The sequence below is a fragment of the Undibacterium sp. 14-3-2 genome (assembly GCF_016595265.1).
Classification (GTDB): domain Bacteria; phylum Pseudomonadota; class Gammaproteobacteria; order Burkholderiales; family Burkholderiaceae_D; genus Undibacterium; species Undibacterium aquatile.
This window is the reverse complement of the sequence record NZ_JAENGS010000008.1, coordinates 138,134-151,900: the sequence shown is the minus strand read 5'-3', so window position 1 is coordinate 151,900 and position 13,767 is coordinate 138,134. Positions and strand designations below refer to the sequence as shown.

At 51.9% G+C, this 13,767-nt stretch carries 9 protein-coding genes; 7 read left to right on the top strand and 2 right to left on the bottom strand.

What is annotated here, in order from left to right; translation table 11 throughout:
* The first annotated feature begins 1 nt into the window (after window position 1).
* From Undi14_RS17030 to Undi14_RS17010, 5 genes are all read left to right on the top strand, one after another.
* Window positions 2–1,111: an efflux RND transporter periplasmic adaptor subunit gene (locus Undi14_RS17030; RefSeq protein ID WP_200181797.1), complete on the top strand. Its 1,110-nt coding sequence runs from the start codon at window positions 2–4 to the stop codon at window positions 1,109–1,111.
* Window positions 1,108–4,176 carry an efflux RND transporter permease subunit gene (locus tag Undi14_RS17025; protein ID WP_200181794.1) on the top strand — a complete coding sequence of 1,023 codons (3,069 nt, stop codon included), beginning with the start codon at window positions 1,108–1,110 and terminating at the stop codon, window positions 4,174–4,176. The genes Undi14_RS17030 and Undi14_RS17025 overlap by 4 nt, the downstream gene beginning before the upstream one ends.
* A gap of 42 nt (window positions 4,177–4,218) precedes the next feature.
* On the top strand, window positions 4,219–5,028 hold the full coding sequence (locus tag Undi14_RS17020; RefSeq protein ID WP_200181792.1) for an oxidoreductase: 810 nt from the start codon (window positions 4,219–4,221) through the stop codon (window positions 5,026–5,028).
* Between the two features lie 113 nt (window positions 5,029–5,141).
* Window positions 5,142–6,554, top strand: a complete 1,413-nt coding sequence (locus tag Undi14_RS17015; protein WP_200181790.1) for an OmpP1/FadL family transporter — start codon at window positions 5,142–5,144, stop codon at window positions 6,552–6,554.
* A 325-nt stretch (window positions 6,555–6,879) separates the two neighbouring features.
* Window positions 6,880–7,251 (top strand): DNA-binding protein, encoded by a 372-nt coding sequence (locus tag Undi14_RS17010; protein ID WP_200181788.1) that lies wholly within the window; start codon window positions 6,880–6,882, stop codon window positions 7,249–7,251.
* A gap of 104 nt (window positions 7,252–7,355) precedes the next feature.
* Here the strand turns inward: Undi14_RS17010 and Undi14_RS17005 are convergent, their stop codons facing one another.
* Window positions 7,356–8,327 carry a LysR family transcriptional regulator gene (locus Undi14_RS17005; protein WP_200181862.1) on the bottom strand — a complete coding sequence of 324 codons (972 nt, stop codon included), beginning with the start codon at window positions 8,325–8,327 and terminating at the stop codon, window positions 7,356–7,358.
* Window positions 8,328–8,424: 97 nt separating this feature from the next.
* Between Undi14_RS17005 and Undi14_RS17000 the strand changes: the two genes are divergently transcribed.
* Window positions 8,425–9,675 (top strand): MFS transporter, encoded by a 1,251-nt coding sequence (locus tag Undi14_RS17000; RefSeq protein WP_200181786.1) that lies wholly within the window; start codon window positions 8,425–8,427, stop codon window positions 9,673–9,675.
* Between the two features lie 340 nt (window positions 9,676–10,015).
* Window positions 10,016–12,967, top strand: a complete 2,952-nt coding sequence (locus tag Undi14_RS16995) for a sensor histidine kinase (RefSeq protein ID WP_200181784.1) — start codon at window positions 10,016–10,018, stop codon at window positions 12,965–12,967.
* 46 nt (window positions 12,968–13,013) lie between these two features.
* Here Undi14_RS16995 and Undi14_RS16990 read toward each other — a convergent pair whose 3' ends face one another.
* Window positions 13,014–13,682, bottom strand: coding sequence for a response regulator transcription factor (locus Undi14_RS16990; protein WP_200181782.1), 669 nt, complete (start codon window positions 13,680–13,682; stop codon window positions 13,014–13,016).
* Window positions 13,683–13,767 lie beyond the last annotated feature (85 nt).

Genomic DNA, 13,767 nt, shown 5'->3' with positions numbered 1-13,767 from the left:
TATGTTTCGTCACCTCGTTTTTTCTGCTGTCGTATCGACATTGCCGTTTGCGCTGGTCGCTTGTGGTGTAAAACAGCAATCTGATCCGCGTACCGAAGCACCGCTGGTGAGGGTCGCTACCGTCCAGAGTTCGGTCGCAGCATCACGCGCATTTACTGGCACCGTAGCCGCCCGAGTACAAAGTGATCTTGGCTTCCGGGTTTCTGGCAAGGTATTGGATCGATTGGTGGATACGGGGCAAAAAGTCAAACGGGGGCAGGTGCTGATGCGCATTGATCCTGCAGATTTGAAGCTGGCAGCCCATGCGCAGCAAGAAGCAGTTGCCGCTGCCCAGGCAAGGGCATTGCAAACAGCGGGGGAGGAATCCCGTTACCGCGACCTTCGAGGAACCGGTGCAATATCGTCGTCAGCCTACGACCAGATCAAGGCTGCGGCAGATGCCGCCAAGGCACAGCTCAATGCAAGCGAAGCTCAGGCGGAAGTTGCGCGTAACGCTACTCATTATGCAGACTTGGTGGCGGATGCTGACGGCGTCGTCATGGAAACCCTGGTTGAGCCAGGCCAGGTCGTCAATGCAGGTCAGGTGGTGGTGCGCATTGCCCGCGCCGGACGCCGCGAAGCCGTCGTCCAGTTACCGGAAACCTTGCGTCCTGCTGTCGGTTCGGTCGCTCAGGCCACACTATTTGGTAAAGAGGGTAGTGCAGTTCCCGCAAAACTCAGGCAACTTTCAGAGGTGGCAGATCGGCTGACGCGTACTTATGAAGCGCGCTACGTGCTTGATGGCGATCTATCAGACGCTCCGTTGGGCGCGACCGTCACCATACAGATCCAAAGTGCGCAAGCTATCACACAGGATAGCTTGCGCGTGCCGATTGCTTCCGTCTTTGACGCCGGAAATGGACCAGGAGTCTGGGTTGTCGAAGGGGAACCGGCAAAAGTTTACCGGCGCGCAGTGAAGCTTCAGCGTCTGGATGATGACGGTGGGTTTGTTACCGGTCAACTCAAGCAGGGTGATCGGATTGTCGCACTTGGCACACACTTATTGCGCGAAGGTGAGTTGGTACGGGTAGCCAGCCAAGCCACTGCAGCAACGTCAGGAGTAACGCCATGAGTGAAGGTCGTTTCAACCTGTCGGCGCTTGCAGTACGCGAGCGATCCATTACGCTGTTCCTGATTTTCCTGATTTCAGTCGCAGGCATTCTTGCATTCTTCAAACTCGGACGTGCGGAAGATCCTCCGTTCACTATCAAACAAATGACTGTAGTCACCGTGTGGCCAGGGGCAACGGCGAAGGAGATGCAGGATCAGGTCGCAGAGCCACTGGAAAAGCGTCTGCAGGAGTTGCGCTGGTATGATCGCACCGAAACCTATACCCGCCCCGGTATGGCGTTCACGATGATGTCTCTGCTCGACAAGACGCCACCGTCGGAGGTTCAGGAGCAGTTCTATCAGGCCAGAAAAAAAATTGGTGACGAGACCAAAAAGCTTCCAGCCGGCGTCATCGGGCCGATAGTCAATGACGAATATGCTGACGTCACGTTTGCGCTTCTTGCTCTTAAAGCGAAGGGCGAGCAGCAGCGTTTGCTGGTGCGCGACGCAGAAACGTTACGCCAGCAACTGTTGCATGTCGCGGGTGTGAAGAAGGTCAACATCATCGGTGAGCAACCTGAACGTATTTTTATCTCTTTCTCCCATGACCGTCTGGCCACACTGGGCGTCACGCCGCAAGATATTTTCACCGCACTCAACAGTCAGAACGTGCTGACCCCTGCCGGTTCCATCGAAACTAAGGGGCCGCAGGTCTTCCTTCGCGTCGATGGCGCGTTCGATAACCTGGAAAAAATCCGGCAAACCCCGATTGCTGCGCAGGGGCGGACGCTGAAGCTGTCGGATGTGGCGACTGTCGAACGCGGCTATGAAGACCCGACTACCTTCCAGGTCCGCAACAACGGAGAACCCGCATTGCTGCTGGGAGTTGTCATGCGCGACGACTGGAACGGGCTTGATCTCGGTGCTGCGCTTGAGGCGGAAATCAGCAAAATCAACAACAGTCTTCCATTGGGAATGTCCCTGACCAAGGTGACCGACCAGTCCGTCAACATCAGTTCGGCAGTGGATGAGTTCATGGTGAAGTTTTTCGTCGCCTTGCTCGTTGTGCTGGTCGTCTGCTTTGTCAGCATGGGGTGGCGTGTAGGTATCGTGGTTGCAGCGGCCGTACCGCTGACGCTGGCTGCTGTGTTCGTTATTATGGCAGCTACCGGCAAGAACTTTGACCGTATCACTCTGGGCTCGCTGATTCTGGCACTTGGCTTGTTGGTAGACGATGCCATCATCGCCATCGAAATGATGGTAGTGAAAATGGAGGAAGGGTATAACCGTGCTGCCGCATCAGCTTATGCCTGGAGCCATACAGCAGCCCCGATGCTTTCCGGCACGCTGGTCACAGCCATCGGTTTCATGCCAAATGGATTTGCACGTTCCACAGCAGGTGAATACACCAGCAATATGTTTTGGATTGTCGGTATCGCTCTCATTGCCTCTTGGATCGTGGCGGTCGTATTTACACCTTATCTGGGTGTGAAGATGTTGCCAGACATTCAAAAAGTCGAAGGAGGGCACGCCGCTATCTACAATACCCGCCACTACAACCGCTTCCGACAGGTATTAGGACGGGTAATCGCCGGCAAGTGGTTAGTAGCAGGAGCTGTCGTTGCGGCATTCGTACTGGCGGTCGTCGGTATGGGCATGGTCAAAAAGCAGTTCTTTCCGACCTCAGACCGGCCAGAGGTGTTGGTAGAAGTACAGATGCCATATGGTACGTCGATTGAGCAGACCAGTGCCGCGACTGCAAAGGTAGAAGCCTGGCTCGCTAAACAGAAGGAGGCCAAAATCGTGACATCGTACATCGGTCAAGGTGCTCCACGTTTCTTCCTGGCGATGTCTCCTGAGTTACCAGATACCTCTTTTGCGAAGATCGTCGTGCTCACGGGTGACGACAAGGAACGCGAAGCTCTCAAGTTCAGGCTGCGCCAAGCGGTAGCTGATGGTCTGGCTTCTGGGGCACGTGTGCGTGTTACCCAGATTGTGTTTGGTCCACCATCGCCATTCCCTGTGGCCTACCGCGTCATGGGGCCGGATCCGGAGAAGCTGCGTGCGATCTCCGCACAAATCGAGGCCATCATGCACGCAAGTCCGATGATGCGGACCGTCAACACGGATTGGGGTACGCGCGTACCTGCCTTGCACTTAACGCTTGACCAGGACCGGCTACAAAACGTTGGGCTGACTTCGGCGTCAGTCGCATTGCAGTTGCAGTTCCTGTTAAACGGAGCAACGCTGACGGAGGTGCGCGAGGATATCCGTTCTGTGCAGGTGGTTGGCCGTGCGGCCGGCAATATCCGTCTCGACCCTGCGAAGATCGCTGGTTTTACATTGGTTGGCTCGTCCGGGCAACGTATTTCGCTGTCGCAGATCGGCAATGTCGACGTCCGCATGGAAGATCCTATTCTGCGCCGTCGTGACCGTACACCTACCATCATTGTGCGTGGCGACATCGCCGAAGAGCTGCAACCGCCAGATGTGTCCGCCGCTATCATGAAGCAGCTACAACCTGTTATTGACAAGCTTCCGCCTGGGTACAGGATTGAGCAAGCGGGCTCGATCGAAGAGTCCGGCAAGGCCTCTACGGCGATGCTGCCATTATTTCCTATCATGATAGCGCTTACGCTGCTCGTTATCATTCTTCAGGTCCGTTCGATCTCGGGGATGGTCATGGTGTTCCTGACCAGTCCGCTGGGACTGATCGGTGTGGTGCCAACCCTGATTTTGTTCCAGCAACCGTTCGGTATTAACGCGCTGGTTGGGCTGATTGCGCTCTCGGGCATCCTGATGCGTAACACACTGATATTGATCGGGCAGATCCGTGAAAACGAAGAGGCTGGGTTGGAACCATTCAGTGCTGTTGTCGAAGCCACCGTGCAACGTGCCCGTCCCGTGATTCTGACGGCAATGGCAGCAGTCCTGGCATTCATTCCGCTGACCCATTCCGTATTCTGGGGAACACTTGCCTACACACTGATCGGCGGCACATTAGCGGGAACAATTCTGACCCTGGTGTTCTTGCCTGCGATGTATTCCATCTGGTTCAAGATCAGGCCAAGCCCATCGCAACGCTGAATTTTTGCTCATCCACATTTGCTTACACTAAAAGGAATTGCTATGTCGAATTCTAAAGTTGTCGTTGTTACCGGTGTGTCGTCCGGCATTGGGCGCGCCACTGCGGAGAAATTTGCCAGACTGGGATGTCGGGTATTTGGTACGGTGCGTAACCCGGAAACAGCGCAAGCAATACAAGGCGTAGCACTCATTGAGATGGATATCCGGGACGAAGCGTCGATTGAGCGCGGAATCCAGACCATCATCGTTCAAGCCAAGCGCATTGACGTACTTGTCAACAGTGCAGGTATGACCCTGCTTGGCGCGACGGAAGAAACCTCGATTGCCGAAGCGCAGACTTTGTTTGATACCAATCTCTTCGGCCTCTTGCGTACGATCAAGGCCGTGCTGCCGCACATGCGCGAGCAGCGTTCTGGGCGCATCGTCAACGTCAGCTCAGTTTTGGGTTTTTTGCCTGCGCCATATATGGCGCTCTATTCGGCATCCAAGCATGCCGTTGAAGGACTGTCCGAAACCATGGATCACGAGGTGCGTCAATTTGGCATCCGCGTGGCGCTTGTTGAACCATCTTTTACAAAAACCAATCTTGATATCAACGCGCCCCAGACCGTCTCCAGAATTCCTGACTACAACAAAGAGCTTGGCATCGTTTCCCAGGCGATCCAAAACAACGTCCAAAAAGCACCCGCGCCCGATGGAGTTGCTGCCACGATTGTCGACGCCGCGTTAGGCCCATGGAAGATGCGCCATACGCCCAAAGGTGAGGCGTCTCTTCTTGCCAGATTGCGCCGTTTCATGCCCGCCGGACCTGTCGAGAAAGGTCTACGAAAGACGTTCGGGCTGGCCAACTGATTTTGTAGAGAGACGGTGGCGACGTCGCTGCAGAAATGAAATACATGAGTACCCATAACAATTTGGTTAACAATCACATCAACAGATTTATCAACAACGAAGGAGACTGCATCATGAAGCCTAAATTTATGACTCTGACCATCGCGGCAGCCTTAGGTGCTGCATCCCTGTCCTCGCACGCATCTGGCTATCGTTTCGGCTCGCAAAGCGTGTCGGCACAAAGTACGGCTGAAGCCAACGGTGCTGAAGCAATTGATGCTTCCACGATTTTTGCGAATCCTGCTGGCCTGACCCGTCTGGAAGGTACCCAGATCGTGGGTGGTGTGACAGCCGTCGTACCACGTTCGAGCTTCACTGATAGTGGCTCCAGGCGCTTCACCGGCACCAGTTCTGGTGGCCTGACTAGCCAGGATAGCTTTGCACCGGGCGTGGTGGCGGCACCATCCTTGTATGTCAGCAGAAAGATCAACGACCAGTGGGTCGCTGGCTTTGGCCTGTTCGTGCCTTACGGTAGCAAGCTGGACTACGACAATAATTGGTCTGGTCGTTACGCGATGACGAATATAAAGCTGGAATCAATCAACCTCAATCCGTCTGTTGGCTTCAAGCTCAATGAACAGCATTCGTTTGGCTTTGGTGTGAGCGCGCAGCTCATTAAGGCCAATCTGGGGCAGGGGGTGGACGTGCCCGGTTCGATCGCCGCTTTGGCTGGCACCCCAGCTTCTGCTGCTCTGCTGCGTGCCATTGTGACGGCTGGCGGCAACCCGGCCACTCTTGCTGGCGTCAAAGATGGTCACGGCTCTATGGATGGCAAGGACTGGGGCTATGGCTGGAATCTGGGTTACCTGTTCCAGTTGGATGAGAACACCCGCTTCGGCTTGTCTTATCGCTCCCCGATCTCGCACGCGCTGACAGGTAGCGCTGTGTGGGACTTTAACGTGACTACTGATCCGGTAGTTAACAAGATCATTGCCGCCAACTCGGGCAAGAAAAACTCTGATGTATTGCTCAATATCCGCACGCCGGAGACTTTCTCTATTAACGGTTTCCGACAGATCGATCCGAAGTGGGCCGTAATGGGGGACGCCACCTGGACCCGCACTTCACGTTTGCAAAACCTGAACATCCAGTTTCCCGGAACTGTGCAGGGCGATGAGGTCATACTTCAGAATTGGAAAAATACCTGGCGCTTCTCAGTGGGTACGAGCTACAAACTCGACGAAAAATTCACGCTGCGCGGTGGTATGGCATACGATCAGTCTCCAGTTGCAGGCAATACACTGCGTCATCCAGCGTTGCCAGATGCAAATCGCGTGCAGCTGTCATTCGGTACAAACTGGAAGCTGAATAGCAACTCATCTGTTGATCTGGCGTATTCCTATTTGCACTTTCAGAACGCAAGTGGAAGCTACAAAAATTCCTGTTCACCTTTGATCAGTGGGTGCACTGGCAACGGGGAGCTTACTCAAGGTACCTGGAAAACTAGCCTGCATATGATCGGTGCTGCCTACAATTATCGATTCTGAATCGGTTGTATGTAGAAATTTCACCCACTATCAGAACCTGTTTACGTTTTGTTAAAGCATCTTGCATTTCATCTGGTAGTAATAGTGACGACGATAGTTCGCTATCGAGCGTAAAACAGGTTCTCTGGAAATTTCTAAATCAAAAAAATACTGACAATTCTAGCTGCGATATCGGATGAAAAATGTTTGAACTAAGAAACTGCTTGGTGCTGCCGAATTCAGTCTATAGAGCTAGGTAAATGTTAAAAAAAAGCATTGGCTTTTAGATTTTCAATTTTACTTTCGTAAGAGCTAATTTATGTAGGTGAGATATTGTATGACCAGGATGAAGATACGCTATGTCGATGTACAAGCCGCAATTGATAAATTAATTGCTGAAGATAAGCCAATTAATGTTGATAGTGTAAGTTCCTTAATTGGGAAATGGATAAGAAAAGCGACGATAGAAATGTATATTCGAAGGTGGCGAGTTGAGCACCTGACAGATTTTGTTCAGGAAGAATATAAGAAGAATGTATCGATCGACTTGATCAGTGCTTCTTCAAATAAAGTGGAGCTCGACGGAACTGCAAAAGAGGCGTCGATTGCGAGATTTCACGAGAAGATTCAATCACAAGAAGTCATGATTTTTGACTTGAAAAGTCAATTAATAAATTCCGAAAGTGCTTGCTCTTCAGATTCAATACTAAAGGACTAGCAAAATAAACTCACCCCGACGATTAGCGGCTAGACGAAGACGGATGCGTTTCGTTCTCATGATGATTGAGCTGGAACGCAGAGATGCTGCTCGCTGTTGTTGCGTTACGTAGTAGCCACCGGCGTCTCAACTGCCACTCTGATTGCCTCAATGAAGCAACGCAGACGGGCTGGATAGAAGCGCGCATAAGGATAGACCAGATGAACGGGTAGTGGATCCGCCTGCCATGCCGTCGCCAGATGCTGCAGATGTCCGGCGGCGAGATCGTTTTCCATGATCCATGCTGAACTGACTGCGACGCCTAGTCCCTGAAGTGCAGCGCTGCGCAACGCATACAGATTGTCTGTACTCATTCGTGGCGCAATCGCAATACGTTGTACTTCCCCCGTAGTTTTATGGCGCAGGAGTACTTCGTTACGATAATAGGTGCGCAATGCCAGCCAGGGTAGAGCCGCAAGCTCTGCGGGCTGCTGCGGCAATGCTTTATTGTCGAGAATAGCCGGAGACGCCACTACGATACGTGGGACTTCGGTTAGTTTGATCGCAACCAGTGATGAGTCACTGATTTCCCCCACCTGGATCGCGCAGTCAATCCCGTCAGAGATGAAATCACCAATCGCGATATCATCGTGCAACAACCATTCCACATTCACTTTTGGATAGCGTTTCAGATAGTCGGCAAGCGGTTTGATAAAACGCTCCTGACCAAAGGCATGTGGCGCGACCACCCGCAACATGCCCGCTGGCTCCTGACCAGAACCACGCAGATCTGATTCGAACGCCGCCCAGTTCTCTAATAAATTCCTGGCATGCTGGTAGCAGCGCTCACCATCGGTCGTGAGTCGCATGGTGTGGGTGGAGCGATGCAGAAGGCGGACTCCGAGCGAGCGTTCTAATGTTTGCAAGCGGCGGCTGATCGTCGGTTGCGTTGTCCCTAACTGGCTCGCGGCTGCCGAAAGGTTGCCTGCTTCCACGATGCGTACAAAGGTCTGCATTAACTCTATTCTGTCCCCGGAGCTGGATAGTAGAGATGTAGCAGGTGTGCTATCAGGTAGTTGAATGACGGATTTTTTCATACGTTTAACGTATAACATGTGTTCAATCAATGCTACTACCGTATTTTTGTGATCGCAATCAAAATGTGCATCATCAACAATTAACGGGGAATTCGCTATGCCTTCCATTCAGACCACATCAGCTAAAACGCAATCACCTCAGATCGGAACGAGTACCGATTCTCAAAGCCAGCAGCCTTCGTCGTCGCTGGTGTTGCTATTGGCCAGTGGCGCAGGTTTATCTGTCGCTTCACTTTATTACAGCCAACCCATGTTAGGGACTCTGGCGAAGGATATCGGTGTCAGCGACGTCAATATTGGATTTGTACCAACCTTGACTCAGTTAGGTTATGCCTTGGGTATTTTGCTGTTAGCCCCTTTGGGCGATCGTCATGACAGGCGTCAGATTATTCTGATAAAACTGGCCTTGTTGGTATTGGCGCTGCTCGCAACGGCTTTTTCTCATTCGTTGGATGTACTTTTAGTTGCCAGTCTGGCTATCGGGCTGACGGCGACGATGGCGCAGGATATTGTTCCGGCAGCGGCGACGCTCGCGCATGAAAGCCGGCGTGGAAAAGTTGTCGGTACCGTGATGACGGGTTTGTTGCTAGGTATTTTGTTGTCGCGTGTCGTCAGTGGTTTCGTTGCCGAGCGCTTTGGTTGGCGCGTCATGTTTGTCATTGCTGCGGTGAGTGTATTTGGAATAGGGATAGCGATGTGGCGGGGCTTACCTCGGTTTTCGCCGACAACCAATCTTTCTTACAGAGCATTGCTTGCCTCGCTGCTGGACCTCTTACGTCGCCATGCGCGATTGCGTCAGGCGGCACTCGCGCAAGGTGTGTTGTCGATGGGGTTTAGTGCATTCTGGTCTACGCTGGCAGTGATGCTCCATGGTGAACCATTCCATATGGGAAGCGCGGTTGCGGGTGCGTTTGGCCTGGCTGGCGCTGTTGGTGCGCTTGCAGCTCCGGTTGCCGGGCATCTGGCTGATAAGCGGGGGCCAGAAATGGTAACGCGCCTTGGCACCGGATTGGCGGCACTGTCGTTTGCGTTAATGAGTATCGGCTCATGGTGTTCTCCTGATACGCAGTTGTGGCTGCTTATTATTGGCACCATCGGATTTGATCTTGGTGTACAGATGACACTCGTTGCCCATCAGACCATTGTCTATGGAATTGATACCGGAGCGCGTAGTCGCCTGAACGCGGTGTTATTCGTTGGTATGTTTATCGGTATGGCGATTGGCGCATCTGCAGGTAGCATACTTTTGGCGCAATGGGGATGGATTGCAGTGACAGGTATGGCTGCCTTGACTTCCTTAGCTGCGTTTGCTCTGCGTCTAAAGACGACACCCGTAAGCAAATCGTGATGCAGCATTCGGATGCCGAGGCCAGAGTGATTTGTTACTGAGCGTGGTTTGCGATCTTTTCCTTAAATAAAATTTAGGAAGAAATCTTGTAAATGTGGCGTATATGGCAAGATATGTTGCTTACAGAGCAATGACTTTTGGTGTAATGTCAGACGTCACATCTGAGCGGCCAGTGGTGATTCGCCAGAACTGCTTGATGCGAATGAAAAAGATTGTTTTGAATTTTTAAAATTGAATACGGGGACTTGTGGTGGTACCAGAAGAGATGCAGACATGTGATCGCCAGAATCATAGCCAGCGACGTTTGGCTTGTGCTTTTATTTTGTCATGCCTGACATTTTTGTTTGCTTGGACAGGTCTTGCTCATGCTGGTTTGCTGGATGAATATACCCATAAGGCATGGACTGCGACAGATGGCGGGCCGGCGGATGTGCAGGCGATTACACAAAGCCGCGATGGCTGGCTCTGGATTTCAACCCAGACAGGTCTTTACCGCTTTGACGGCAGCAGCTTTGTACGGATGGATAACATTGATGGAACACCGCTGTTGTCAACGAATGTGCTACCAATCTATGCGCCACCGGATGGTGGTTTGTGGGTCGGTTACCGCTTTGGTGGTGCCAGTTTTTTTAAGGATGGGCAGGTTACCCATTATCGTGTAAGTGATGGTTTTCCCCCGGGAGCAGCAATGAGTTTTGCCCGCGCACCGGATGGGAAAATATGGGCGACAAGTTCGCTTGGTCTTGCCTGTCTCGAGGCTGGTCGTTGGCAACGGATAGGAAAAGATGTCGGCTTTGATCCTCATCCGACTGCAGTACGTCAGGTGCTGTTTGATCGCGTCGGTACACAATGGGTATCAACCGAGGCTGGCGTTTATTATCGTCACCAAGGCCAGGGAATGTTTCAGTTGGCGAGCCCGACATCGGTCGAGTTGTGGTCGCTTGCAGAGGGGCCAGACGGCACAATCTGGGCGTCAGATGGCAAAGATGGTAACTATCGATTGTCTAAGGATCCACGTAAAAAAATAGCTGGTGCCCATCCTGATTTACCTGGAAGCGGCATGTGGTTTGACCGTCGTGGCGGGATGTGGATATTACGCCAGTCCAGCGTGGAAAAAATGCCTCCTGATTTGATCGCAAATTCAAGAATGCGTATGGGAATTGAACAGGGATTGAGCGGCAATTCCCCACAGACATTTCATGAAGACAGGGACGGAAATATCTGGATAGGTACCGCGAAAGGATTGGATCGTTTTCATCCGAATCGTCTGCAACCATTGTCGCCTGATGCCGAGCCAACTTACCATGCAGCGATCATTCCCGGAACTGCGGGAGATCTCTGGATTGGTGATTGGATGAACGGAACTGTACATCTTGATGCAAATGCTCGTATCGCAGAAAAATTAAAAATACATTTTAAAACCGCCGCCTTTGGCAATGACGGTCGCGTACGGCTAGGTACTGCGTCAGGCATCTGGTCACGCGAGGGAAAACAGGATTCGCTGATTAAGATACCTCCTGAATTAGTCAGGGATGGTGTGGATATGCGTGCATTAGCGCAGGATGGGAATGGTGCGTGGTGGGCCGCTTTTCTCAATAAGGGTATCTGGATATATCAGTCGGGAATATGGGCAAACGCGCACGAACGCTTCCCCGGGTTATCGGCAGACCGGCCTTTGGTGATGTCTGCAGATGCGTTGGCGCGTCTCTGGATCGGCTATGTACACAATCAGCTTGCTGTGATTGACCAGGGAAAAGTGCAGATCTATGGTCTTAAGGATGGCTTGGACTTGGGAAACGTCCAGAGTTTTTATCACAAACGTGGCCATTATTGGGTTGCAGGTGAAAAAGGTGTGGCACGCTTTGATTCAGGCCGCTTCCACATGTTGCGGACGGCAGATGGGAAAAAAATTCTTGGGGTGAACGGTATTGTTGAAACCGCTGGAGGCGAATTATGGTTGCATGGTTATGACGGTGTCTTTCGTATTCCTGCAAGTGATGTCGGCGAGTTGTTGCAGGGGAAAAGGGATACGGTTCATTACGAACTGTTTGGTGCCCACGATGGCATCAGCGGCAGCACCTCGCCAGTCGGCCCTTTCCCGTCGATGTGGGAAGCGGAGAATGGCAGATTATGGATCACGACTCCTTCCAATATCGTGCATATCGATCCGGCGAATATTCGCCGCAGTTCGCAGGCTCCAGCAGTCGAAATAAGAGCTTTGTCCGTTGATGGAAAACAGTATGCATTACAAAAAAGTGTGACCCTGCCACAAGGAACAACCAGTCTTCATTTTGAGTTTGCAGCGCTGGCGTTAACAAATCCTCAGCGTGCCTCGATCCGTTATAAGTTAGAAGGCGTTGATCAGAATTGGCAAGATGCGCAAGGACGTCATGAAGCCTTTTACACCAATCTGGGGCCGGGACAATATCGCTTTCGTGTGATCGCCGCGAATGAAGATGGTGTCTGGAATAACGAGGGTGCGGCGCTGGATCTGGTGATTACGCCATTTTTTTTGCAAACGATGGCATTTCGCTTACTGTGCGCCGTATTGATTATCGCATTTGCTTACGCAATCTATCGTTGGCGCTTATGGCAGCAATGTAAGGTGATCGAAGTGCGCATGGCTGCGCGGCAGCACGAAAGGGAGAGGGTTGCACGGTCGCTGCACGATACTTTACTGCAGGGGCTGCATGGCACTGTGTTGCTGATGGATGCGGCGATTCAGGATGTCGAGATGAGTTCTCTGGCACGACAGCCGCTGGAGCGTGCGGTTGACCATCTTGAAAAAGTGCTTGCTGCTGGTCGCGATGAAATAGTTGGATTGCGTTCCAGTAAGTCTGATTACTTTTGTCTGGCGGAGTCATTGGAAGCAGTGGGTAAGCGTATGGAACAAAGTTTCCCTGCGAAATTTAAACTGGAACTGCTGGGGCAACCATGGTCTGTGGATGAGGATGTCTGTGACCAGTTTTTTGCCATCGGGCGTGAAGCCATCGTCAATGCTTTTCGTCATGCAGATGCACGCATGATTACTGCCAGGTTGCATATTGATGATGAAACGCTTCTCTTGACGATCAGTGATGATGGCAGAGGCATTGATTGTTGCCCTGATACCTCGGTTGCACGCAGCGGGCATTGGGGTGTGGTTAACATGCGGGAGCGGGCGACACAGATCAATGCTGAATTATCGATACAAGGTCAGGCAGGTAGTGGAAGTGAAGTGCGTTTGTTGTGGCGACGTCCATCGCAAGAGCCGGGACGGCATGCGGCAGATTTTGTCGTATTACCTATGTGAATTAATAATGACTGACGTTGTAACGATGCAGATAAGTGCCGCCAGTTCAGAGCGCATATGGGGGGGTGTTAAGACGACGCAAATCGATGATGCCGCGTTCTATTCCCAGAACTGCGGCGTGCGTTCTGTCATTGGCGGCCAGTTTGCAGAGAATATTTTTGACGTGCGCCTTAACGGTGTCTTCAGAAATATCCAGTACTGAGGCGATGCGTTTATTGGATTGTCCCGCTGCGATTTCCTGCAAAACCTCGACTTCTCTTTTACTCAGCATATCGGCATTGTTTGAGCTTACAAGCTCCATTGCTAACTCATGCGGGATACAGCGTCGTCCCTGATGCACGTTGCGCAATGTATCGAGTAAATCCTTCCTGAGTGAACTTTTCAGCAGATAGCCTGCAGCACCTGCTTTGATTGCACGTATTGCGCGGACATCGCCTTCATAGGTGGTAAGGGCGATAATGCGCGCTGCGGGAAATTCTTTGCGAATAGCGACAATAGTGTCTATGCCATTCATGACGGGCATCTGGATATCCATTAATGTGACGTTGGGACGTAATTGACGGAAACGATCAAGTGCTTCTTCGCCATTGCTTGCTTCTCCGATCAGATGCATGTCGTCCTGACGTTCGAGAATGCTGGCGATGCCCTGGCGGAATACCGGATGGTCATCAACTGTAAGTACGGTGATAGGCTTGCCAGGCAGGTTGGTGTCCATAGAAAATTCCTTGAGTACTGGTCGCAATTACGACAAAAATTCCTGATATGCCGAAATGAGCAGCTGGTCATTGTAGCAAAAGAGG

Coding starts and splice junctions, on each gene's coding strand:
- Undi14_RS17005 (WP_200181862.1), bottom strand. CDS start 8,327: ATGAAAAAATCCGTCATTCAACTACCTGATAGCACACCTGCTACATCT.
- Undi14_RS17015 (WP_200181790.1), top strand. CDS start 5,142: ATGAAGCCTAAATTTATGACTCTGACCATCGCGGCAGCCTTAGGTGCT.
- Undi14_RS16990 (WP_200181782.1), bottom strand. CDS start 13,682: ATGGACACCAACCTGCCTGGCAAGCCTATCACCGTACTTACAGTTGAT.
- Undi14_RS17000 (WP_200181786.1), top strand. CDS start 8,425: ATGCCTTCCATTCAGACCACATCAGCTAAAACGCAATCACCTCAGATC.
- Undi14_RS17025 (WP_200181794.1), top strand. CDS start 1,108: ATGAGTGAAGGTCGTTTCAACCTGTCGGCGCTTGCAGTACGCGAGCGA.
- Undi14_RS17010 (WP_200181788.1), top strand. CDS start 6,880: ATGAAGATACGCTATGTCGATGTACAAGCCGCAATTGATAAATTAATT.
- Undi14_RS17020 (WP_200181792.1), top strand. CDS start 4,219: ATGTCGAATTCTAAAGTTGTCGTTGTTACCGGTGTGTCGTCCGGCATT.
- Undi14_RS17030 (WP_200181797.1), top strand. CDS start 2: ATGTTTCGTCACCTCGTTTTTTCTGCTGTCGTATCGACATTGCCGTTT.